General features: G+C 56.5%; 20 protein-coding genes and 1 pseudogene. 17 read left to right on the top strand and 4 right to left on the bottom strand.

Annotated elements, in window-relative coordinates:
• Positions 1-36 precede the first annotated feature (36 nt).
• Positions 37-942 (top strand): DMT family transporter, encoded by a 906-nt coding sequence (locus ACYVHK_RS22095; RefSeq protein ID WP_460536662.1) that lies wholly within the window; start codon positions 37-39, stop codon positions 940-942.
• A gap of 149 nt (positions 943-1091) precedes the next feature.
• The gene (locus ACYVHK_RS22090; RefSeq protein WP_460536660.1) at positions 1092-1328 is read left to right on the top strand and encodes a hypothetical protein; all 237 of its coding nucleotides are present in this window, start codon (positions 1092-1094) and stop codon (positions 1326-1328) included.
• A 495-nt stretch (positions 1329-1823) separates the two neighbouring features.
• Here ACYVHK_RS22090 and ACYVHK_RS22085 read toward each other — a convergent pair whose 3' ends face one another.
• Both ACYVHK_RS22085 and ACYVHK_RS22080 read right to left on the bottom strand, forming a co-directional pair.
• Positions 1824-2006, bottom strand: a complete 183-nt coding sequence (locus tag ACYVHK_RS22085; RefSeq protein ID WP_460537100.1) for a hypothetical protein — start codon at positions 2004-2006, stop codon at positions 1824-1826.
• A 318-nt stretch (positions 2007-2324) separates the two neighbouring features.
• Positions 2325-2471: pseudogene (locus ACYVHK_RS22080) on the bottom strand (helix-turn-helix domain-containing protein); the annotation flags it as partial.
• A gap of 76 nt (positions 2472-2547) precedes the next feature.
• Here ACYVHK_RS22080 and ACYVHK_RS22075 point away from each other — a divergent pair.
• The 15 genes from ACYVHK_RS22075 (at position 2548) to ACYVHK_RS22005 (ending at position 19971) form a co-directional block, all read left to right on the top strand.
• Positions 2548-2757, top strand: coding sequence for a DNA-binding protein (locus ACYVHK_RS22075; protein WP_460536658.1), 210 nt, complete (start codon positions 2548-2550; stop codon positions 2755-2757).
• A gap of 74 nt (positions 2758-2831) precedes the next feature.
• The gene (locus ACYVHK_RS22070; protein ID WP_460536656.1) at positions 2832-5030 is read left to right on the top strand and encodes a transposase domain-containing protein; all 2199 of its coding nucleotides are present in this window, start codon (positions 2832-2834) and stop codon (positions 5028-5030) included.
• Positions 5031-5087: 57 nt separating this feature from the next.
• Positions 5088-6110, top strand: a complete 1023-nt coding sequence (locus ACYVHK_RS22065; RefSeq protein WP_460536654.1) for a TniB family NTP-binding protein — start codon at positions 5088-5090, stop codon at positions 6108-6110.
• A gap of 3 nt (positions 6111-6113) precedes the next feature.
• Positions 6114-6542: a regulatory protein GemA gene (locus ACYVHK_RS22060; RefSeq protein WP_460536652.1), complete on the top strand. Its 429-nt coding sequence runs from the start codon at positions 6114-6116 to the stop codon at positions 6540-6542.
• Between the two features lie 62 nt (positions 6543-6604).
• Complete coding sequence (locus ACYVHK_RS22055; RefSeq protein WP_460536650.1) at positions 6605-6952, top strand: hypothetical protein; 348 nt, start codon at positions 6605-6607, stop codon at positions 6950-6952.
• Between the two features lie 174 nt (positions 6953-7126).
• Entirely contained in the window at positions 7127-7429 is a 303-nt protein-coding gene (locus ACYVHK_RS22050; protein WP_460536648.1) for a hypothetical protein, read from the top strand.
• Complete coding sequence (gene hxsB, locus ACYVHK_RS22045) at positions 7426-8880, top strand: His-Xaa-Ser system radical SAM maturase HxsB (RefSeq protein WP_460536644.1); 1455 nt, start codon at positions 7426-7428, stop codon at positions 8878-8880. Before ACYVHK_RS22050 ends, hxsB begins: the two co-directional genes overlap by 4 nt.
• Entirely contained in the window at positions 8873-10051 is a 1179-nt protein-coding gene (gene hxsC / locus ACYVHK_RS22040) for a His-Xaa-Ser system radical SAM maturase HxsC (RefSeq protein ID WP_460536642.1), read from the top strand. The genes hxsB and hxsC overlap by 8 nt, the downstream gene beginning before the upstream one ends.
• Positions 10048-10668, top strand: a complete 621-nt coding sequence (gene hxsA, locus ACYVHK_RS22035) for a His-Xaa-Ser repeat protein HxsA (RefSeq protein WP_460536640.1) — start codon at positions 10048-10050, stop codon at positions 10666-10668. The genes hxsC and hxsA overlap by 4 nt, the downstream gene beginning before the upstream one ends.
• A gap of 411 nt (positions 10669-11079) precedes the next feature.
• Entirely contained in the window at positions 11080-12144 is a 1065-nt protein-coding gene (locus ACYVHK_RS22030; protein WP_460536638.1) for a hypothetical protein, read from the top strand.
• A gap of 123 nt (positions 12145-12267) precedes the next feature.
• A complete protein-coding gene (locus ACYVHK_RS22025; protein WP_460536636.1) occupies positions 12268-15198 on the top strand; it encodes a DEAD/DEAH box helicase in 2931 nt (976 codons plus the stop codon).
• 800 nt (positions 15199-15998) lie between these two features.
• Positions 15999-17570, top strand: a complete 1572-nt coding sequence (locus ACYVHK_RS22020; protein WP_460536634.1) for a recombinase family protein — start codon at positions 15999-16001, stop codon at positions 17568-17570.
• A 2-nt stretch (positions 17571-17572) separates the two neighbouring features.
• Entirely contained in the window at positions 17573-18493 is a 921-nt protein-coding gene (locus ACYVHK_RS22015) for a plasmid partitioning protein RepB C-terminal domain-containing protein (protein ID WP_460536632.1), read from the top strand.
• Complete coding sequence (locus tag ACYVHK_RS22010) at positions 18490-19398, top strand: ParB/RepB/Spo0J family partition protein (RefSeq protein ID WP_460536630.1); 909 nt, start codon at positions 18490-18492, stop codon at positions 19396-19398. The genes ACYVHK_RS22015 and ACYVHK_RS22010 overlap by 4 nt, the downstream gene beginning before the upstream one ends.
• Before the next feature lie 171 nt (positions 19399-19569).
• A complete protein-coding gene (locus ACYVHK_RS22005; RefSeq protein ID WP_460536628.1) occupies positions 19570-19971 on the top strand; it encodes a Mor transcription activator family protein in 402 nt (133 codons plus the stop codon).
• A 124-nt stretch (positions 19972-20095) separates the two neighbouring features.
• Here ACYVHK_RS22005 and ACYVHK_RS22000 read toward each other — a convergent pair whose 3' ends face one another.
• Both ACYVHK_RS22000 and ACYVHK_RS21995 read right to left on the bottom strand, forming a co-directional pair.
• Positions 20096-20650, bottom strand: a complete 555-nt coding sequence (locus ACYVHK_RS22000; RefSeq protein ID WP_460536626.1) for a hypothetical protein — start codon at positions 20648-20650, stop codon at positions 20096-20098.
• Between the two features lie 61 nt (positions 20651-20711).
• Positions 20712-22085, bottom strand: a complete 1374-nt coding sequence (locus ACYVHK_RS21995; RefSeq protein ID WP_460536624.1) for a GNAT family N-acetyltransferase — start codon at positions 22083-22085, stop codon at positions 20712-20714.
• Positions 22086-22102 lie beyond the last annotated feature (17 nt).

Genomic DNA, 22102 nt, shown 5'->3' with positions numbered 1-22102 from the left:
TCTTGCCATCCAATCACGGCCAGGCAAGAGGCAGTCATGCGAAAAACACGGCAAAACAACTTCCTGGCAGTACTCTGGGTGGTTGCGGGCATGAGCTGCTACAGCATCGTCAACGCCTTGCTCAAGCAACTCAGCCTGCAGTACGACGGCCAGATGCTCATGTGGCCGCTATGCCTCATGGTACTGGCGCTGATCGCCCCGTGGGCCTTGCGTCGCCGCGCAACCGCCATCCGCACCCGGAAGCCCTGGCTGCACGGTTTCAGGGCCCTGTTCAACACCCTATCGGCTATCGGTACGCTGTATGCGCTCAAGCATCTCAGTGTGGGAGAGATCACCGCCTACCAACTGACGACGCCTATCTGGCTGATCCCGCTGGCCATGCTGTTCCTGCGTGAGGCCGTGCGACCAGTCCGCTGGCTGGGCGTGTTGATCGGCTTCGCCGGCGTCTGGCTGGTAGCCAATCCGGATGTCAGCCACGGCGTGAACCTTGCCGTCACCGTTGCCCTGGGCTGCGCCGTGAGCGACGCCATGCTGGGCGTGCTGCTCAAGCACGGCCAGACCGAGACCCCTTTGGCCATCATCTGGTGGACCTATGCCGGCAAGGCAACCATATTTGGCCTGCTGGCCGGCTTCGGCGTACCGGACTTCACTGCCGCAGGCTGGGCCTTGCTGGCACTCACCGCCATGGTCAACGTCACCTGCATGTTGTGCTTTGTCATCGGCTACCGCACGGCTGACGCCACCATCGCCGAAACCGGCAGCTTCGCCGGCCTGCTGGTCGGGCCGCTGGCGGGTTGGCTGATGTTTGGCGAGACGCTGGGGCCGCAATTCTGGCTGGGCAGCGCAGTGCTGACGGCGGGGATCTTGATTGCGCTGTTTGAGCCTAGCCTGAAGTGGCCTTGGCAATGGCGAGCAGTGGCTGATGCTGGTGTGAAGTCCTGAGAACATCAGGCGGGTAGGGCGGCGATCTGATTACGTCGCCTGCCCCGGCCTTACCCATAGAGTAGCCTGCTCTCCCTGTTTTTGGCATGCTTGATCCGCCTTCGCTAGAAAGGCGATCACAAGCCAAATCAGGGGGAGTCACCGTATAGATGAGCAAGAAACGTATTGCAGCCAAGCCATTAGCTGAACTGCCAGAAGCGCCAGCGGGCGGATTTTCGCAGTGGCTGCATTTCACCCGGAACGCGCAACAGGTACGCAACGTCGGCACCGATATCCCTTGCGGCGAGCGCAATGCCTGCTGCCGCCCCTCGATGTTCATTCACTGGCAGGGCGCCTGCGGAGGGCATGGCACCGCCCCTTCAGCCGGTTCCAATGACACTTGTTGAACAGCGAGATGCTGTTACTAACGAACTCTCCAAGCGCCTGGACATGGCAGACCAAGCGACTTTTCAAGCATCAAGGGACTTGCCAGTAGACGGCCCAAAGCTCAGAGCAGATCAGTCTCCAAGAATAGCGTAACGGCCTTAAACGACTTTGCCACATGCACCACGGCGGCCTGATTGACGCCGGGGCAGTACGGCAATCTTGCGTTTCGTAACACGTTACGGAACTCCACAAAAAAGCCCGACAAGGCCGGGCGTTGAGGGGGAGTAGGAGGAAAAGAGGAGGTTAAGCAGGCAGCGGAGACAATGAGGGGGGACACTCATTCCTGGAGGAAAGAACCTAAGGGTCTACTGTGACAATGGCCAGCAATGACGCGGGTTTATGGGAATCCAATGGGAAGTGTAACGTTTTGAATATTGTGCGCAGAAATGGGCGCGAGACGAGCAGTTTTGAATACAAGACTGCGCAAAGTCCGAGCGGGCTTTGCGCCGAAGTGCTTAGACAGCTAGTGAAACTGCCTCGTCAATTGTCCGGGGATCAACTTTGCCGCTGGAAATAAACGCTCGATAGAGCATTGCCACCACTTTCGCCCGTCGCTCTACAGCAAGTAAACCGTGCTTGGCCTGAGCTGCCTCTAGCCCTTCAAATATCGCGGTCATAACGTTTGTATCGAGAGTCATGCTAGCCTCCTTGAATCGCGGGCTATTGCGCACAAGAGGCTCACATAGAACACGATATTGCGTAGCTAGTTCGTCCAAGTACTCCTGCCATTGGACGGTCCCACTAGGGAGTTCCTCGCACCGATCAGACAGTGCCTCCGTACGCTTGTCTACCTCGCGACTAAGCTCCATCACCTCATCATCGCTGATACCTAGTACGTGCACCAGCGGGGCACCCAAAGCCTCCTTTATGGCCTCTACTCGCTCTCGTACTCGCTTATCGGAGCCGCGACGCTCCCCCGTCATCACGTACAGCTGATCGATTCCTGCCTTATGCAGAAGCTCCAACGTGTCGCCCGTGATAGGCCGCTTATCACTTTCATATCGCACCACGGTATTGCGATGAATACCCAGCTTCTCCGCTAGGTCTAGCTGGGAGAGGCCCAATCTTTCTCGCTCTTGCTTCAAACGACCACCAAATGACATTGCGCACCTGTTGACAAGCACCCAATCGGGTGCATATAGTGCACCCGATTGGGTTCACTTAGTTGAGGATGCAACCATGAAAGCACGCAAGCTGCGTACTCCGCAAGAAGTTCGGGAAGACTTTATTCGTCGTGGAATCAGCGTCTCGTCCTGGGCACGCGAACACGGCTTTAGTCGAAATCAGGTCAACGCCGTAGTCAGGGGCGATTGCAAGTGCCAGTACGGACAGGCACACAAAATCGCAGTGCTACTCGGCATCAAAGACGGGGAAATAGTGGAGGGCTGAAAGTCGCGACATGTCGCGACCTACTACGGAGATACCACCCCTCAACATTTTGATCGCGACAGCGTCAAATAATCATGAAAAAACATATAGATAGCGTGAATCAACCTTCCCCGCTCGTTTGGCTTTCAGTGAGTGATGTCGCGACATTGATAGGCGTCGACAAACGCACAATTCAGCGCCATGTCGCTGCAAATAAATACCAAGCCCGTAAAGATGAAAATGATGGGCGCGGCAATTACTTGGTTCTTTTAACCAGCCTGCCAAAAGAAGCGCAAATCGCCTGGGCAAAGTCGGTTAAACCAGCAGAGAACACCGCAACGCTAACAGCAAATCCATTTGCCCCAGCGCAAGCAGCCCGCCCGGTTGCACAAGTCGCCGCAACCAGCCTCGCGATACGTCCTTCTAAATCGGCGCCAAAGCCTGTCCGGTTGGCATGGCCCGCCGAGGAATACCGCACGCTATGGGAAGGCTATGAACGATCCAATGCCGTATCTAAGCAACGTGCGGAGAAGGCGCTGGCAGCTCTATTGGCATTCCAGGAACTTCAGGCCAGCGGCATACCTATTGGGGTAATCGAACCCACCGTTGCCGCTCAGCACGGTATTACACGCGTTACGCTGTGGAACTATCGCCGTCTGGTCAAAGGCCATCCTCAAGAGCATTGGTTGCCATTGCTCGCCCCCAAATACCTCGGGCGGGGCAAACAGGCTGAGTTTTCAGAGCCTGCCTATGAATGGATTTTGGCACGCTACCTGAGCACATCCGCCCCCAAGGGCGAGGTGATCGTGAAGGAGGCACGCCAAGAGGCTTTAAAGCATGGTTGGCATATTCCGAGCACCAAAACTGTGCTGCGTCGTTTGGCGCAGGAACCGGCTTGGCTGCATAAGCTGGGCCGACAAGGTGCAGCCGCTCTGGAGCGTAGTTTTCCGGCGGTTGAGCGCGATTATGCAAGCCTGGGTTTGCATGAACTTTGGGAATCGGATGGTCGTCGGGCGGACGTGTTCTGCGTCTGGCCGGACGGCACCATTGCGCGGCCCTTTATCGTGGTCTGGCGTGAGGTGCGTACGCGGCTGGTACTGAGCGCCAAGGGGTATTTGAATCCGACCGGCGAATTGGTGATGGCTTGCTATCGCATGGCATTGGAACGGACGAATGCCAAGCCAGCCGGGGTTAAATTGGACAATGGCCGCGAGTATGCCAACAAGGCCTTTACCGGCCAGCAGAAGACCCGCTATCGATTCCAGGTCAAACCGGATGAACCGATCGGTGCGCTGACGCATATGGGCACGAAAGTGCATTGGTCCAAACCAGGACGGGGTCAGGACAAGCCAGTGGAGTCGTTCTGGCGTTATGTCGCGGACCATTGCGACAAAGCACCCGAATTCCAAGGCGCTTATTGCGGCCGCAATCCGGTTGAAAAGCCTGAGGATTTTGATCGGCGTAAAGCCATCCCCATTGAGGCTTACGGGATCAAGTTGGCAACCGTTCTGGAAGAGTTCAATCGCCGACCGCATCGTGGCCAGGGTATGGGTGGGCGTAGTCCCTATGACCTGTATGCCGAACTGATTACCTCGGCGGTGGTACACCAACCTGATCCGGCTCATCTTCGGTTGCTTCTGCAGGGCGTGAACACCCTCAAGCTGCAGAAGGACGATGCCAGCATCCGCTTCAAGATCGAGGGCTACGGCCTATGCCGCTATTGGTCCGATGCCTTGGCCGATCTGCCCTTGTCCGCCCGGCAGAAGCAGTATCAGGTCTATTTCGACCCAGAGAATCCGGATGCCAAGGTGGCTGTCTACGACGGTTTGACCTGGATCTGCGACGCCGAACGCATTGAGCGTATCGACTTCCTGGCCGGCGGCGAGGAAGCGGCCGCGCACAGCCGCACCAAGCACGCCCACATGGCGCCCAAGAAGCAGGCCGTGAAGCGGATCAAGGCAAAGGCCCCATTGGCCTTGCCGGACATGAGCAAGCCGCCCCAGTTAACGCCCATTCCACAACCCAGCAACGCACTGCTGATTGAGGCACCGCGATACGTCACCAAAGCGGCCGAGCCGGAACGCACCTTGGAGCCGTTAGACAACGAGGCCAATGCCTGGCGCAACAAATTGACCGGCGAAATCCATCGCAAACCCGTGCCCGCGAAACCGGCTCCGACCGGTATGCGAACCCAGGCGGACTTGGCGGAGTTGAAGCGGCAACGCGATGAAGCGAAGGAAAAAGAGGCTCTAGAACGAAAACGCCGCCTTGGTCAGATAACCAAAGCGGCTTGATCGAAGCGTTCACGGGTGGCAGCCCGTTAGCGCGTCTGTACAACAAGAGGAATCACTATGGTACTGGATTTGAATGGTGTCGACTATGGCACCGAAGCCATCAATATGGCGGTATGGGAACCCCTCAAAAACCGCCTGATGGACGAACTGTCCAACGGCTTTACGCTGGCGCGCTTCGGCAACGAAATCGGGATCAGCGAAGAAGTGATCACGATGTGGCTGAAAAAAGACCGGTGGTTATGGATTCCACGCCGGGCCGGCGAGCCTTGTCAGGCGGAGCGTATAGAGCGCGGGCTGACCGCGCGGTTTGAAGAGATCGATATAGAGCGGACAGATGCCAAGAAGCGGCATCCCGGATTTGTGGAAACCAGCGTTACCAAGACCGTCCTTGATGCCTTCAACACGGCCCGAGAAATGGCCGTCATGGTGGACATCGCCATCCAGCCTGGCGCCGGCAAGACCAGCGCCTTGCGGGAGTATTTGGCGCGCTGCCGCAAGGAGGAAGGGTTCGAATGTCCCATCTGGCAGGTCAGCCTCAGCGAATGGGGCCTGACCCCTCGGAATGTGCTCTGCCAGATTAGCGAGAGCTTGCGCCGTAGCGATGACAGCTTCCCTCCAACCGGGGATGAGTTTGCGATCAGCCGCTGGATCAGCGAGACAACGGAAGGACGGGGCGGTTTGCTGATCGTCGATGAAGCGCAGCATTTGGCAGACGCCAAGCTGGACCACGGGGTGCGCATTCTGAATGGCCTGCGGACCTTTGTGGATCGCGGTCTATTTGGCATAGCGTTACTCAACAACGGCGAGATCTACCGTCGCCTCGCAGCTGGCAAGCAGTCACATGCACAGTTGCTGAGCCGCATGGCGAGTTGGCGGGTGGCATCCAAAGGGGTCACTGAGCACGACGTCGATCTCGTGATGGCAGCGTGGGGTGTGACCGGCCGGGCCGAGCGGGATTGGTGCGTCAAGGTTGGCACCGGACCGGGTCAGCTTCGGGCGATCGTGGAGGCTTTTCGCCGCTCGAATGATCGCTATGGCCTCATCGACATTGCCACTTTGACCGATGGCCGGGGAGGGTAGGGCATGCTTGATAAACGAAAGGTCACCCTGGTCCAGGTTGCCAAGCGGAAACTCGATATGAGCGAGCAAGATTATCGGGCATTGCTATTGAGAACTGGAGGAGTCCATAGCACGACGGATTTGTCGGAGAAGGGCTTCAACGCCGTGATGGCGGAGTTTCAGCGCCTTGGTTTTGTGTCGACCTCGGCTCAACGCAAAGCCAGCACAGAGACGAACCGTGCTCCTGGCCGGCCTACTGAGGCGCAAATGTCCTTGCTGTCGGATTGGGCCCAGAAAGCCGGCTACGGCGGGCTGGATGATCCGAGATTCATCCAGTGGATGAAGGTTCGCGCTCGGGTCGAGCATCCCAATTTCTTGGATATGGCGGCGGCCCAGCGTGTCATCGGCGCACTGGGGAACTGGCTCGGCAGAAGCCAGGGCAAATCCACCTGAAGCGACCCCATCACCCACATCCAGCCCCATTTAGGCACTAACCAAATTTGCGAGCACTAACAATGAATGAAAGCAGCATCGGCCTCATTACCCAATCCCGTCATCTGAATGGCAAGTCTGAGCAGGAGGTGGTCGTGTATGGCAGAAGAGCCGCCGACCGGCTAGCCCTCATCGGCGAGGGCATCGAAGGACTGGGCCGTATCCTGAACCATGACCTGGATACGACCGTTGACGGTCGTGAGTTTGCCAAGCTTGGCGTGTTGATTGCGGAGCTAGGAAGTATCACCTCCTGCCTCAGCAGCACTGCATCTGAAGCGCTGGAGTTCGTAGAGCGCCGGGTAGTTCCGCGTGCAGCGGCCACTGTTCATTCAGTCGCAGAATTGAACAGAGCTGGACCAGCGTTAATTTAATTGCTGCTAGTAGCTTGGACCATGAAGAAAGGCACCTACGGGTGCCTTTCTTCTATCGCAGCAGCGATACAACTTGAGCCATGAATTGCTCTTCCGGATGCAAACGCTTGTACGGGCGTGCTAGAGTTGAACGACAACAAGAGCACGAATTACGTACTGGTGGGAGGAGGGTGTATGCAACGCGTACATCAAGCAGTATGGGTACCTGTCCAGGTACCGGCATCGTTTTCTCAGGTCGATATACTGCGCACGATTGCAGTGTGCCAGGGCTCATTGAAGCTCAGGATGCGCGAAGACGACGATGGCAGGCTATGGGTCGAAGCGCTTGGTAATGCAAACGAGCATGCTGCCGAGTTAGAGGCGCGGATCCAGCAATGCTTGGCGGACCAGGCATTACGTCGGGCTATTACCGAGCAATCTGAAGACCAGATCACCCAAATCGTAGACGCTGTCTTGATCAAGGCAGGTGCACGTTGAGCGCCGCCTATCCCCTGACACTCTACCCATTTCGATTCAGGCGACTCGGCCCGGACAAGATCGTGGCGGTCAGCGAAGCTGGGGACCATGCCTTTCTCAGTAACGACGATCTGCATAACCTAGTTCATCAGAGGGAAGCCTTGGCAGTCGGGCATATAGCGACCCTGAAGTCCAAATTTTTTCTCGGCGCCACCAGCGGAAATGCCGGTACACGACAGCTGCTTGTCTCGCGACTTACAGCCAAACAGGAAACCGTTCTATCAGGACCGTCGCTGCATATCATCGTCCCCACACTGCAGTGCGCCCACACTTGTCGATACTGCCAAGTCAGTCGCTCCCTTGACGATGACAGCCACGCAATGCGGATCGAGGACCTGAACGCCGCTTGCGATACGATATTTCAAAGCCAAGCGCCCACCTTGACGGTGGAGTTTCAGGGCGGCGATCCGCTACTGCGCTTTGACTTGATCCAGCATGCGATAGAACGGATAAGCCGCCAGAATGAATCGGCAAACCGGCGTATCCGATTTGTCGTCACCTCGACGCTCCATCAGTTGACCAAGGCCATGTGCGACTTCTTCAAGCAGCATGGCGTGTATCTCTCCACCAGCATCGATGGCCCGGCGGAACTGCATGATCAGAATCGCCCGTTGCCGGGGCGCGATAGCCATGCCCGCACACTGGCAGGTGTCGAACTGGCTCGCCGCGCTCTCGGTGCTGACAGTGTTTCAGCCCTGGTTACCGTGACCCGGGCGTCGCTGCAATACCCGGAACAAATCGTCGACGAGTACGTGCGCCTGGGCTTCCTGGAGGTTTTCCTACGCCCCTTGAGCCACTACGGCTTTGCCGTTCGCAATGCGCATACGCTCGCTTATAGCCAGGACGAATTCGCCGCTTTCTATGATCGAGCGTTTGAGCGCATTTTGCACTGGAACCGCCAAGGTGCGCCGATCAGAGAAATCGGCGCGTCGGTCTCCCTCAACAAGATCCTGTCACCCTTCGATGCCGGCTATGTGGATCTGCAGAGCCCAACGGGGGCGGGCCTCGCGGCACTGGTTTACAACTACGACGGTTACGTCTACCCCAGCGACGAAGCCCGCATGCTGGTGGAAATGGGCGATCACGGATTACGCCTAGGGAAAGTTGGCGAACCGCTCGAAGCCCTTTTGAGCAGCCCGATACAGCGTCGGCTAGTACGGGCAAGCCTGGGACGATATGTGCCGGGCTGTGATACTTGCGCCTACAACAGCTACTGTGGGCCCGACCCCGTCAACGCCTATGGCAAGTTTGGAGACGAGCAAGCGCCGGTCCACCTCACAGATCATTGCCGACGCAACCTATGGCTGTTCGACTACCTCTTCAATAGGCTGAACACCGCCGACAATGCCTTCCTCGATTTGGCACATCGATGGGCGGGTACCTCCGAGCCTGGCGGAGGCATGCATGCGTAGGTTTTCAGCCAGCTTGAATGGAATATCTACACGACAAGTGATGAGAGTCACGGGGATAGATGACCTGGCTGCTCAATGGAAGGCGGAGCTTCGGTTTCTGGTTCCAATCGACGGTCCGGATGCATATCACGCCGTTACCCGGCTCCAAGCCGCCGGTCTGAGCAATTTGTTTCCGGTGTTCCAGGGCAAAGCCTCGGAAGAAACGATGTCGTCGGTGGGTTGTGATGACATCTCAGCGCTGCAGCCAGGCGATGTGATCGTCACGAATCCTGCGCGACACGAGCTGCAAGTCTTGTATCGAGATAGTGATCAGCATCATGCCGTGTTTCTCACCAACCGATGTAACAGCCTGTGCTTGATGTGTTCCCAGCCACCTACTCGGCAGGATGACGGCTGGCTTGCAGACGAGGCGATAGCGGTGGTCAAGCACATTGCTAATTCTCCGACGCATCTGGGCATGACGGGCGGCGAGCCGCTGCTACTGGGAGCCCGCGTTCGCGAGGTGATTGATACGATCGCGGCCTACCATCCCATTACAAAAATGGAGCTGTTGACGAACGGCCGGCTGCTTGCCCAAGCGCCGACTGCGACCTCTGTACTCGAGGGCCTGCACGGCAAGGTGAGTTGGCTGGTACCACTTTATGGCCATGCTGATTTCCTGCATGACTTTGTAGTCCAGAGCCACGGTGCCTTCGAAGAAACGTTGCAAGGGCTGTTGCAGCTCCAAGCGCACGGCCAGGCAATCCAGTTGCGCATCGTGCTCATCGAACCGGTGCTGAAAGTGCTCCCCGAGTTATGCGCCTTCATAGGCCGAAATCTGCCATTCGTGCGGGAGGTCGCCTTGATGGGATGCGAGCCGATTGGGTACGCATTGGCCAATCGCGAGCACTGCGAAGTTGACCTAGCCACATGGCACGAGGAGATGGGGCAAGGCGTGGCGGCCCTCAGACGATATGGCGTGCCCTGCATACTAATGAACACGCCGCTCTGCACGCTCCCACGATCGCTATGGCCCTATGCACGACGCAGTATTTCTGACTGGAAACAGGTCCATGTAGACGAATGCCGCGACTGCGCTGTACGTGATTCATGTGCAGGGTTGTTTGCCTGGCATGAGAAGGGTTGGCGACCTGGAACAATAAACCCCATCAAGGAGGTAGTGGCAGCATGAGTAAATTTCGGACGTCTTTGGCGCTATTCCTGGCGGGCCTTCCCCTTGTTTCCACCAAGGCCAGCACGGGCGTACAAGCCTTACTGCAACCCCAAACACCACAAGAGCCTGATCCGGTGTCCCTACGTCCACTCAATCATCCGGCAGACAACCTGTTCGCGGGACATCGATCGCACTCAAGCCACAGCTCTCACTCTTCCCATTCGTCGCATTATTCGAGTTCTGGCGGCAGCAGCAGCTACACACCGGCAACACCATCCCCAAGCAGCGTAGCTCCGACTTCTCCTGCAACGGCTCCCTCGGCAGCCTCACCAGCGTCCTCGTCATCGAACCCATCGGACACGCGCTCGAGTAGCCTCCACCCACCAAAGTCTGAACCTCTCCAGGCTACCGATGCTGGAACTGACTTATCGGTGGCAGAAAAGCGGCAGTTGCAAATTATGCGTGTGCAGATTGCACTGACTCGATTGGGGCTCTACGCCGGGACGGTCAATGGCACTTTGGATAGCGAGACCAAAACCTCGCTGAAGTTGTTCCAGAAGGTGAAGGGATTCTCACCAAATGGATTGATGACCACGGAAACGCTTAATGCGTTATCCGTCCCGGCTGCTAATTAAAAGGCCAACCGTCCGACTGAACCACCTCGGGTTTCGTGGAGGCCCTCTTGTTTAAGTCGGGCCGGTACGGCGGCCCGACTGGCGAGTTGCCGGTAGTAGTTTGGCCATCATCTCCATCAGCGGACAATCTAGGTCATACCTAAGAATGCCCGCTTTGGCCGGGATTCGGTCATATTTGCAAGGGCAAGCCACCAACACCGCTGCTTAGGCCGTAATTCGGCCAAAGCGGCCGCTCGGAGGCTTACGCAGAGGAGTCTACTTCGGGTAGCAAAGCGGCACTATACCTACGATCCCAGCGCGGCGAAGCTGGTGAAGGCAGGATAGTTCGAGGGAAAGTTGAAGTTGCTCGAGAAGTTGCGACGACGCACCACAGTACTACGCATCCGAAGTTAGCCAAAGGCGAGGGTGATTGTGAAGCTTAAGAGGGAAGCCAGGACACTGAAAGCCAAGGCCATCGCTTCGTTGAAGCGTGGGTTGGAAGCGTTCAACAACCACGACGATGATGGGAGGCCGGAAACGGTCCTGCTCATGCTGCAACACACCAGTGAAATGCTCATCAAAGCGCTGTTGGTTCAGAAGGGGCTGGACGTATTCGACAAGGAGAAGGGGACCTCGATTGGAATCGAGAAAGCGTTGAACCTGGCCCTGGCCCAGGGCTGGCTGAGCACAGCGCAAGCCGGGTCCATCCGCGTCATCGACGCTATGCGCGACCAGGCCCAGCACTGGATGATCGTAGTTCCCGAGGATGCGCTATACATCAACGCCAGGGCACTGATCACCACAATAGATGAAATCCTGACGGCGCACTTCCAAGACACGCTTGCCGACAACCTGCCGCTACGGGTTCTACCCATATCCACTCAGCCTTTCCCTGATTTCTTGATGCTGGTGAATCGGGAGTATTTGCAGATTCGAGACCTGCTGGCTCCGGGGCGACGAGCGCGAGATGAAGCGAGAGGGCGAATCACTGCATTACTGGCCATGGAGGCCCACGTCAGTGAAGAAGTGGCGGTATCTAAGCGAGACCTGGATCGTATCGAGGAGGCGATCAAGGCAGACACGCCGTTGGAGCAGGTGTTCCCGCGCTTGATGACACTGGCTTCGAACGTGGAGGGTGAAGGTCCGACGATTCGAGTTCGAATCACCAAATCGGAAGATGCGCCGGCAATTCGTTACGTGTCCGGCGACGATCCAGAAGGCGCTGCGGCAATCCGTGAAGTGGATCTCCAGAAAAAATATCACTGGAGTCCCAGCGCACTGGCGGACAAGTTGAAACTGTCGGCCAACAAGTCCAAGGCCGTTCGCGACTTTCTGAGAATAGATGAGAACCCGGCCAACGTCATGGTGTTCGAATTCGGGTCTCAGAGACATCCACGGTATTCCGATAACGCTTTACGCGTACTTCGGGAAGCCATTACCCCGGAACTGATCGAGCAAGCATGGCGCGAGCGCCCGCCAGGTCGCCGTAGAAAATGAACTGTCCTGAAATAGTGAAAGCATCGAGAATATCTCCACGCGGTTAAGGTCATGAAAGCAATAGGGGCGTGCCACCATATCGCCACCTTTCCCCAAGAAGTTTTCTGCCTCTAGGTAGTCGCCATGGACGATGTAGTCATAACGTATTTGGATGTGTACCAGAGCTGGCAAAACCATCTCTTCAATTTCAGAATCGACGATCCCGAGACGAACGCACCCGGGCTACGCAAGCCGCAACTGGCTGCGCTTTACGCTACCTTGGGGCACCTGGTGGTTGATCCTTCCTCGACCGCCACCGTGGTCATGCCGACCGGTACAGGGAAGACTGACACCATGCTCGCACTAATCATCGCTGCGAGGATGGCCAGAACCTTGATCCTGGTTCCCTCAGACGCCCTCAGAACACAGTTGGTGGGCAAGTGTACGGAGATGAAGACACTCCGCACCGTGGGGGCAGTATCGGACATGGCGCGCAACCCCATTGTTGAAGCCATTGATTCAAAGCTGTCTCAGGCGCAGGTTGCAGAGTTAGCTACTGCCAACATCATTGTGGCCACACCCCAGGCCCTCCTGCTATTCGAAGACGCTGCCTTGGGGGCGCTGGTGAACATGTGCAGCCACCTGATGATAGATGAGGCTCACCATGTCGTGGCAGCGAGTTGGAACCGAATCAAAACCGCCTTCAGCGGCAAACCTTGCATTCAGTTCACAGCAACGCCATTCCGGGAGGATGGTCTGCCTCTGGCCGGCAAGATCATCTACAACTACCCGCTCCGGGATGCGCAGCTTGATGGTTATTTCAAAGGCATTGAGTTCCATCCGGTACGAGAATACAACCTCAAGCTGTCCGATCAGGCCATCGCAGACAAAGCTGTTGAGCTGCTCCGGGCTGACCTCAAGGCTGGGTACAACCATTTGATGATGGTGCGAGCCAAGTCACACAGGCGGGCAACGGACCTGTTTGAGATTTACAGGCAGCACGCCGATCTAACGCCAGTCCTGATTCACAGTAAGGTACCGAACCTAGCCAGAGTGATGGCCGAGATCGTCAAGAAGCAGCACCGGATCATCGTCTGCGTCGACATGCTTGGGGAAGGTTTCGATCTGCCTGAGCTCAAAATCGCCGCAATTCATGATCAACATCAAAGCCCTGCGGTGACGCTCCAGTTCATTGGTCGGCTGACGAGGGTTGATGCCGCCCTTGGTGATGCCAAGTTCGTGGCGAACATCGCTAACCAGAAAACCGACCACCAGATGGCAGACCTCTACAAGGAGAGTGCTGACTGGGGTGCCGTCATTCGCAACGTGAGCGAGCAAAAGGTAAGCCGGGAAATTGAGAAGGAGGACTTCAACGAGCAGTTTGCTGACGGTGGCGATACTCAAGTGATTTTTGGGCTGAACCCGAACCCCAAAATCAGCGCCGTGGCGTATCACGTCTCCCCCAAAGACTGGACACCACAGCGTGCGCACGGTCTGAATGGACGCAGGGAAGCACTGAAGTACATATCGATCAATGATCAGGCCGATACCGTCATTGTCGTGACTCGGCGAGAGACTTTGGTTGGGTGGGCTCAGACCGAAGAAATTATCGATACCAATTGGAATCTGTACATCGCTTTCTATAACGAGGCGCAGAAAACCCTGTTCATTCACACCTCGGGTGACGATACCCAGGCAACGCGCTTTCTCAACCTGGTAGCCAAAGACCCTCGTTGCATCAATGGTGAGCCGACCTTCCGTACGCTCCACGACATCAAGCTGATGAAGCTGCAGAACGTTGGCTTGTCCCGCGCCCGGAAAGACCTGCGATTCACGATGCACGTGGGGCGCGATATCAACCAGGTGATTAGCGACATCGAGAAAGGCAATGCGACAAAGTCCAACATCTTCGCCACCGGTTTTGAGGATGGAGAACGAGCCACCGTGGGCTGCTCTCACAAGGGCAAGATCTGGGAGATGAACTCCTCTCCAATCAACTACTGGGTCGAGTGGTGCAAGCGCATGTCGGTCAAACTCAACGACAACACCATCGACCCTACCGACGTACTCAAAAATGTCATGCGTGTTGACCAAATCAAGGACAGATGGCCAGAAGGCCTGTTCTACGCCGACTGGCCTGTGTCGATCGCAATCGAAAACGAGCAAAGGATCTCGTTATATTATCAGGGAGAGACCTTCAACCTTCTCGACGTCGAGCTTGGTAAGCCTGAGTACAGTGGGGCGCGGACGCTAGAGATCCCCGTTCTTGTCGTGGGTAACGATGGCGAAGAGCGTCGTCTCACTACCATTGCCATCGAGTTGTTGGAGGACGCATACAAGACCTCCTGCCCAGGTGTGAAGATCCTTCACCCCGACGAAATGCCACTGGACTCGTACCTCGATGCAGAGCCGCTTGTATTGCTCAACGTCGACGGTTCCATGGTGCAAGGCAACTACCGTCAGTACTCGCTAAACAGCATAGATGTAAAACTGCCTGCCGGTTTGCTCGAACCCTGGGATTGGGGAACGACGAAAATCCATCAGGAATCCATGCGTGCAGAGCGACGTAAGGACTCGGTACAGGGCTTCACCTTCGACAAAATCGCTGATGACTACTCCATCGTCTTCAACGATGACGGTAATGGCGAAATTGCTGATCTGGTGGCAATTCGGGAAAACAAAGATGCCATCTACATCGACCTTTACCATTGCAAATTCTGCCCTGTGACGGACGCCCCCGGAGCCCGCGTCGCCGACGTCTATGAGGTATGCGGTCAGGCGTCGAGATCGGTGAAATGGCTGTACACGGGCGATAAGTTCTTCAACCGACTGATGGATCGTTACCAGCAATCACTGCTAAAGGACTTCGACAGAATCCTGAAAGGCACGCCTCAGCAGTTGGAGATACTGCGCAACAAATGCTACGACCATGAGCTGATCTTCAAATTTGTGATCGTCCAACCTGCGATATCAGCGAAGAAGGTATCGCAGGAACAGTTGGCCGTCTTGGGAACGAGCTACTCATACATCAAGAGTATCTCGGGCTCGGACATCAAGGTCATTGTCAGCCCTTAATTGAATCGCACCCGCGGATTTGCAGCTGGTGTAATGCTGCGATCCGCGCCCCCGATACCGACTTAACTTTTGCCATCACGAGCTTATGACAGCCTGAAGTGTCCTAAATTTCCAAGGCGCTCAATGACCGCTTATGGCGGATAGCAGACCTTCCGGCGTACCTCATTAACCGTCCGCTATGGCCGAACCCCGGTCGTTCAAGCTTGCTTAGATGACTGTCCGCTTGTGGCAGGATTCGGGAGGATGTCAATTTATCGTCGGACTCTTCTTTGCGATTGACCACGTTCACAGCCAAATGACAATCGCAGGCCATCAGCGGTCTAGAACGTTTTTACGACAAGGGAAGCTGGTTAGTGCTCCTCATCTCCCTGAAGCAATTTTATTGCTTGAACAAGTAGCAACTTAGCTTGGTTGGTTCCGACGGCCGTACTCAACGTAGGCTTGCCTATCAAAATCAGCATGGCCCGCAGTACTTCATCGGAGTGCCTGGCCAGGCAAAGGAGGTCGACACCACTTGGCCCTCTCTTGGCTGCCATCCAGTTCTTCGCGGTCCGCTCACTCACACCCGTCCACCGCATCAGCGTCTTGGCCGCCCCGCGGCTCGCTCCTAGCTCTCGCTGGATCGCCTCAGCAATACGGCCGGGGTAGTCGGACCGTATCGGCTCTGTGTGTCTGAGCGTCGGCAAGTTGTTGCCCGAGATAGTGAACATCTTTCAGTACTCCTTGGCTATGGTCATGCCAAAGGGCTGTCAGCAGGTCTGAGCATTTCATTGATCTGATGTTCACAGGAGCTCGGCAAGATGGACTCGGTTAACGCGCCCATATCCGAAAATACAGGCACCGTGGCCTTCGCTCGGGGAGCTGCCTATGTCCGAATGTCGACGGATCAACAGGAGTACTCAACGCTCAACCAGTTGCAGGCGCTCAACGAGTATGCGCGTGCGAACAACATTTTGATTGTCAGAACGTACTCTGACGAAGGGATAAGCGGTCTCACCTTGGCCCGGCGACCCGGACTATCCGCGCTGTTAAAAGTAGTCCAAGCAGGTGCAGCAGATTTCACCGAAATCCTCGTTTACGACATGACGCGGTGGGGACGCTTTCAAGATCCAGACGAAAGTGCGGCCCACGAGCGAAGTTGTCGGCAAGCCGGCGTGCGGGTCCATTTTTGTGCGGAAGAATTTATCAATGACGGCACGCCTGTCGCCGGCATGGTAAAGCAGCTCAAGCGCTCGATGGCGGGGGAATATAGTCGTGAATTGAGTACCAAGGTACGGATCGGCCAGACTCGCCTCGCAAAGATGGGATTCTGGTTGTGCGGCATGGCTGGCTACGGTTTACGGAGAGTATCGGTCTCTTCCGAGGGGGGGCGACAGCGCATCATCGGCCCGGGCGAGCGCAAGTCCTCTGCGACCGATCGGCTGATTCTCGTACCGGGGCCGGAGTCAGAGTGTCAGACCGTCCGCTACATCTATACGGCCTTTGCCGAGCAGCATCTTTCAATGATCGAAATTTGCCGCCACTTAGCGGCGGCGGGGACGGTATGGACTGATGGCACGCCCTGGACCTTGCATCGGGTCAAAGAGGTGCTGTCGAACGAGAAGTACATCGGGAACATGGTTTTTGGTCGAAACCGTTGTGTGCTTGGAGAACGAACTCGCGAGCGAGACTCCCGAGAGTGGATTCGCCATGAGGGTGCCTTCGAAGCCATCATCGAGAAGCCCCTATTTCTCGCCGCACAGGCCCGTTTCGCTTCATTGAAACACTGTCACTCGAACGAGGAAATGATCAATGCGCTGCGGGCGCTACTTAGCAAACATCACTACCTCACTAAACGACTGATTGACTCCTCACTGGATTCGCCGTTTACCTCACAGGCTTACAGAGCCCGCTTCGGTAGTCTTGAGCAAGCATATGCCCTGGTGAACTATCCCCTACCTGTCTGCCTTAAACAGCACTTCGAGCGCAGTAAGGTCAACAAATTTGCGCCCAGGTACTTCAGCCAGGTGTTGGACTCCCTTGTCGCTGCCGGTGTCGATGCCGTCCCCATCGTGAAGAGCAGACTGTTCCGTATTGGGGAAGAACTCACCGTGGGCTTTCAATGCTGTCGCATGTCGCTCGGTAAGGTTCGGAAGGAGTCTTGGTGTGTTCGATACGACGTGCTGCGAGCACCCGATTTGCATCTCCTCGTCCGGATGGATCGCGGCGCTACCCGAGTACTGGACTATTTCTTGCTGCCCAGGGCGGCGATTGCGAGCCCAAGGATGCGATTGCATCGCACGAACCCGGGAGTGGTGCTTGATGCCTTTCGGTACGACGACCTGCAGCCGCTCATCGAACTAGGGCGTCGCGTCGATCTTCACGAGGTATAGCTATGCGCAACGACGAAGTTTTTAAGCATGAAGCCTTGCATGTGGGGAAAGCGGGGCCAATCATTCATATCGACCTTGATCGCATCAGGGTGCTCAATCCTCGTAGCAGGAATCGGAAGATATTTGCACAGCTGGTGAATAGCATTGCGACCGTTGGCCTCAAGCGCCCGGTCACGGTCACACTCCGGGGCAAAGATGAGAATGGGCCACTGTACGACCTGGTATGCGGCCAAGGCCGATTTGAGGCATTCCAGATTCTGGGTGAGCCCTCGATCCCCAGTGTGCTTATCGAGGCAGGAGACGCAGATCGATATCTGATCAGCCTGGTAGAAAACCTGGCTCGACGACACCACTCAAACTTTGACCTCCTGCAAGCCGTTCGAATTCTGGAAGACCGGGGCTACACGTCGGCCCAGATCGCTCAGAAAACCGGTCTCGATACGAGCTACATCAACTGCGTACTCCTGCTATTGCGAGAAGGGGAAGAGCGCCTAATCGCTGCGGTGGAACGGGGATGGCTATCCATTGAACTGGCGACGACCATCGCACGCGGGCACGACACAGAAATTCAATCGGCACTGCTCAGCGCCTATGAGACCGGTGTGCTGCGCGGTGATCAGCTACATAAGGTCCGGCGCTTGGTGAACCAACGACAGGCGCAGGGGAAGCGATATAGAGCTTCCACTCGACGTGGAGAACAGCTGACAGCGGCGTCTTTGTTGAGAATCTATCGCGAAGAAGTTCGCCGGCAACGCGTTGCCATTCAAAAGGCAGAGCTCAATGATCGGCGGTTGATGGTGCTCTCGGCCGCGCTTCGTCGCCTCTTCGCCGATGAACATTTCAGGACCCTCTTGAGAGCGGAGGAATTACTGGATATGCCCCAGAGCGTCGCCAAACTCCTGCACGAGGAGGTACCGGCATGACTCACGCACAGCAAGCCTTCGACGGACGAACCATCTCGGTCAAATTAGACCGGCTGATACCGACCCGCACCTACACGAGTGCTCTCACAAGGGGGGCGAAATTCCTCAGCGTGATCAGCTCGATCCAGGAGCTGGGCATCATCGAACCGTTGATTGTCTACCCCGAAGATCCCGACCACCTCAAGACGACAAACTATCTCGTACTGGACGGCGGCTACCGTCTGGTGGCGCTTCGGCAGCTTAGGGCCAAGACCGCGCTCTGCATTGTGGCTCACGACGACGAAGGGTTCACCTACAACCGGCAGCTGAATCGCGTTGGTGCCGTCCAGGAGCATCGCATGATCCTAACCGCCATTCAGCGCGGCTTGTCTCCCGAACGCATTGCGACTGTATTGCGCATTGACGTGAAGCGTGTCCATCAACGTACCAAGCTGCTGGATGGCATTGCCCCAGAGGCAGCCGAGGCGCTCAAGGACCAACTGGTAGCCGCCAGGGTGTTCGACATCCTGCGCAAGATGAAGCCAATGCGGCAGATTGAAACGGCAGAACTGATGATGGCGGCAGGTCGATTTTCAGCGCCCTATGCCGAGATGATCTACCTGTCGAGTTCGCCGGAAATGCTGATCGGCAAGAAGATCCCCATCAAGAAATGTGAGCCGCAGCCCGAAGATATCGCCAAGATGGAGCGAGAGATGGCCAAGCTGCAGGAGAGGTATGTCGGCATCGAGCAAAAGGTGGGGGATACCATGCTCACGCTCGTCGTAACCTCTGCCTACGTCAACCGCCTGATGCAGAACAAAGCAGTATCAAACTTCATTAAGCGGTATCACGCTGAGCTGGAGGAGAGCCTAAATACCGTACTCGAACTCGTCAGTTCAGAATCCAAGCGACTGAAACGTGAGTAACTCTCGTAGTTGCGTTGCTGGCCTTCCTTCGCCGCATCAGAATGATTTGTGGTGGTCAGTCCCAACCAATGTCGCGATCAGCAGAGCTCGAAGAGTTCTGCCGAGGCTGCGGCGCCGGATAGAAACATTTCCCGTCGAGTAACAGGTCGTGCATGGCTAATGTCATTTGCCATGCAAATCACTGACACGCTCGAACTCGCGCCAAATTTGACGGCTTTCCTGCCGGACACCATACGCGACATGGCCGAGATCATCGGCTTGCCCACCGTACTGCGCTTGGTCGAAGCCTATGGCGGGATCACCTTCCCAGTGTCTAAGGGACGAAGCCGTCTTGGCGAAATTCGTCACGGCGCGCTGGTCGATGTCGTGGGGGAGGTCGCCGCCAATCAACTGGCCTACCACTATGGTGGCGAAGAACTCTACATTCCCCAATGTACCGCCGCTCTGCGCGTACTTCGCCACCGTCGCATACGCTCAGAGTTCGGCCGGCTCACTACCAATGGCTATAGCGGTCGCGAAGCGGTCATGGGGTATGACCGGGATAAGGCTGAATTTCCACCATATCAACTGTAAGTTATTGATTTGTATGTGGACAATCTTGACTTGGCGCTCTGCTCTCTTTCATCGGGGCAGGCTCACGCATTCTGAGGGCCTGACCTTTCCCCATCCTTATGAACCCACCAATGCACCCGACAGGCTATCTTTCGTAAGACGCTTGGTGTGATAGCAGCACGTCTGCCCGCTTGATGCCGCAGAATACGCGGTCAAATTCAGCCAACAGTGCGCGAGCAGAAACATTTACTGAATCATCTGGGTCGTTCACCAGGATATCCTTCTTTGAAAAATCCCAGCCTGATGCGCTGCGATTTGATGTCACAGGTACCTGACTCCTCGCTTTCTCCATCTTGGCTGCCGGCATCCTAATCGTGGCCAGCTGCTTCTTCAGTTGGCCGAGATCGGCCGCAATAGGTTGGGTAAAACACTGTTTGGCTTGGTGCATTGTGCGAACAACCTCGTATGCCCCAAGTATCCACAGCCACATAAGCTTTTCCGCGTGCGCAATTCTTGCACCGTTGATGGAAACCCCGCTGTAGCCAACGTCAAGATCCTCAACGATCTCAGCAGCGACTTCGCTCAGAACCGCGACACGACCTGACAGATAGAAAGAGAATGCCATTATCGGGTCGCGGTCCAATAAGTCCGCTTCAGTTGGGTTGATGAGGCAGTCCTCGAATCGTTCAAGGTATTTCATTGCATGGCCCCGTCGAGTTATTGCGCTATTCAGATGTTCCTTTTTTCACCGTGAAAAACCCCTAGCACGGAGAGTCAAGCTTGTCCCAACGTTCACGTAGCTTTGCGGCCATCCGAGTTGATGCAGCTGCTTCTTCAGGCACGAGGCTATCAATGGGAATGCGACCCAGGCGCGTGACGCCGCGAGAACGTAGGTGAACGACAAGCACATCGATCAAGGCTGAACCATACCCTTTGCCACGGAACTCGCTATCGACCCACCAGGCCGGTTCAACGTGATCGACACCGGAGGCTTCGACAATGGCCACGGGCTTGCCGAGATCCACATCCATAACGGCATAGATGCCTTGGGCATACTTGTTCCAGCAGCTTGCCGGGCCCCGATCCCTCTCATGTTGCGGCAGCGCCAGGCGCTTCTCCAGATGGGCAATATAGGCCGGTGCCAAGCTTGGTTTCTCAACCATCGCAAGCCGAACTGCGCGCACCGGGCCTTGCGCCTTGAGCTGGGCAATCTCTGCACCCTGCTCCTGCGACAATTCAAGCTGCAGTCCAAGTTGCCGGTTCAGCTCGATGCGCGCCACCTCGCCTTGCTGTACATGGCTAGCTAGGCTCGTCATTGTTGCATTGAGGTCGCTGACTTGTTGCTGCAGCTGAGTTTGCTGGCGATGAGCGTTTTCAAGCGCTAGCGTTTCCCGTCGTAGATCCCGCTTGGCGGCGGCAAGTTCTGCGGTCGACGTGGCCAGCTCCTGATGCAAACGCGTCAACTCATCCTGCTTCACGATCATCGTTTGACTCAAGGTCCGTATCTCGACCTGAAGCTGCTGCACCTGGTGCTCGTGCCGGCGCTGTTCCTGTTCGCGCTGATCTTTTACCGACTGCCGATAGTGCTCCAGCGCCTCGCGAGTGTGCTGATGCTTTTCTTCCAGGGACTGGCGGTGCGCCTCGTTGTCCTTGAGCCGGTCGTTCAGGTCGGTAACTTGCTGGATCAGCCTCTCATTCGTGGTGCCCGCTTCAGCCAGCGCCCGGCGGGCTTCTGCATGGCCGGCTGTCTCAGTATTTAACGCCCCTTCAGTGCGCTGCAGCTGACCGCGAAGACCGTCTATTTCAGCGCGATGCTGACCAAGCAACGCGTCCTTTTCGGACAGCTTGGCATCGTATTGAGTGCGCAGTTCGATGATGCGTGCTTCCGCCTCCTCCTGCAGCCGCCCGGCCAGCTTGCCGACGAGATCCTGAATTGCATCGCTCACCGCAACGCCCTGGCCAAACCCGGCGCTCTCTTCCTCGTCCAGTTCGCGTAGATGACGCTGGATGGTGGTTTTCGAGCCGGTATTGCCGAGTTCGATACGCACAGCATCCACCGATGGCCGCCTACCCTGTGCCAGCAGCGCATCGCGAGCCTTCTTGACCTCTGACTTGTAGATGCCGGTGCGCGCCATGGCGAGATCTCCGTGAA

The organism is Chitinimonas naiadis (assembly GCF_054780835.1).
This window is presented reverse-complemented; position numbering and strand designations above follow the sequence as displayed.

What these genes read in the sequence shown, in the direction of transcription:
- ACYVHK_RS22095 (WP_460536662.1), top strand. Translation starts at nt 37, where the DNA reads ATGCGAAAAACACGGCAAAACAACTTCCTGGCAGTACTCTGGGTGGTT.
- ACYVHK_RS22010 (WP_460536630.1), top strand. Translation starts at nt 18,490, where the DNA reads ATGACTCACGCACAGCAAGCCTTCGACGGACGAACCATCTCGGTCAAA.
- ACYVHK_RS22020 (WP_460536634.1), top strand. Translation starts at nt 15,999, where the DNA reads ATGGACTCGGTTAACGCGCCCATATCCGAAAATACAGGCACCGTGGCC.
- ACYVHK_RS22000 (WP_460536626.1), bottom strand. Translation starts at nt 20,650, where the DNA reads ATGAAATACCTTGAACGATTCGAGGACTGCCTCATCAACCCAACTGAA.
- ACYVHK_RS22065 (WP_460536654.1), top strand. Translation starts at nt 5,088, where the DNA reads ATGGTACTGGATTTGAATGGTGTCGACTATGGCACCGAAGCCATCAAT.
- ACYVHK_RS22070 (WP_460536656.1), top strand. Translation starts at nt 2,832, where the DNA reads ATGAAAAAACATATAGATAGCGTGAATCAACCTTCCCCGCTCGTTTGG.
- ACYVHK_RS22050 (WP_460536648.1), top strand. Translation starts at nt 7,127, where the DNA reads ATGCAACGCGTACATCAAGCAGTATGGGTACCTGTCCAGGTACCGGCA.
- ACYVHK_RS22075 (WP_460536658.1), top strand. Translation starts at nt 2,548, where the DNA reads ATGAAAGCACGCAAGCTGCGTACTCCGCAAGAAGTTCGGGAAGACTTT.
- ACYVHK_RS21995 (WP_460536624.1), bottom strand. Translation starts at nt 22,085, where the DNA reads ATGGCGCGCACCGGCATCTACAAGTCAGAGGTCAAGAAGGCTCGCGAT.
- hxsA (WP_460536640.1), top strand. Translation starts at nt 10,048, where the DNA reads ATGAGTAAATTTCGGACGTCTTTGGCGCTATTCCTGGCGGGCCTTCCC.
- ACYVHK_RS22015 (WP_460536632.1), top strand. Translation starts at nt 17,573, where the DNA reads ATGCGCAACGACGAAGTTTTTAAGCATGAAGCCTTGCATGTGGGGAAA.
- ACYVHK_RS22005 (WP_460536628.1), top strand. Translation starts at nt 19,570, where the DNA reads ATGCAAATCACTGACACGCTCGAACTCGCGCCAAATTTGACGGCTTTC.
- ACYVHK_RS22055 (WP_460536650.1), top strand. Translation starts at nt 6,605, where the DNA reads ATGAATGAAAGCAGCATCGGCCTCATTACCCAATCCCGTCATCTGAAT.
- ACYVHK_RS22085 (WP_460537100.1), bottom strand. Translation starts at nt 2,006, where the DNA reads ATGACTCTCGATACAAACGTTATGACCGCGATATTTGAAGGGCTAGAG.
- hxsC (WP_460536642.1), top strand. Translation starts at nt 8,873, where the DNA reads ATGCGTAGGTTTTCAGCCAGCTTGAATGGAATATCTACACGACAAGTG.
- ACYVHK_RS22060 (WP_460536652.1), top strand. Translation starts at nt 6,114, where the DNA reads ATGCTTGATAAACGAAAGGTCACCCTGGTCCAGGTTGCCAAGCGGAAA.
- ACYVHK_RS22090 (WP_460536660.1), top strand. Translation starts at nt 1,092, where the DNA reads ATGAGCAAGAAACGTATTGCAGCCAAGCCATTAGCTGAACTGCCAGAA.
- ACYVHK_RS22025 (WP_460536636.1), top strand. Translation starts at nt 12,268, where the DNA reads ATGGACGATGTAGTCATAACGTATTTGGATGTGTACCAGAGCTGGCAA.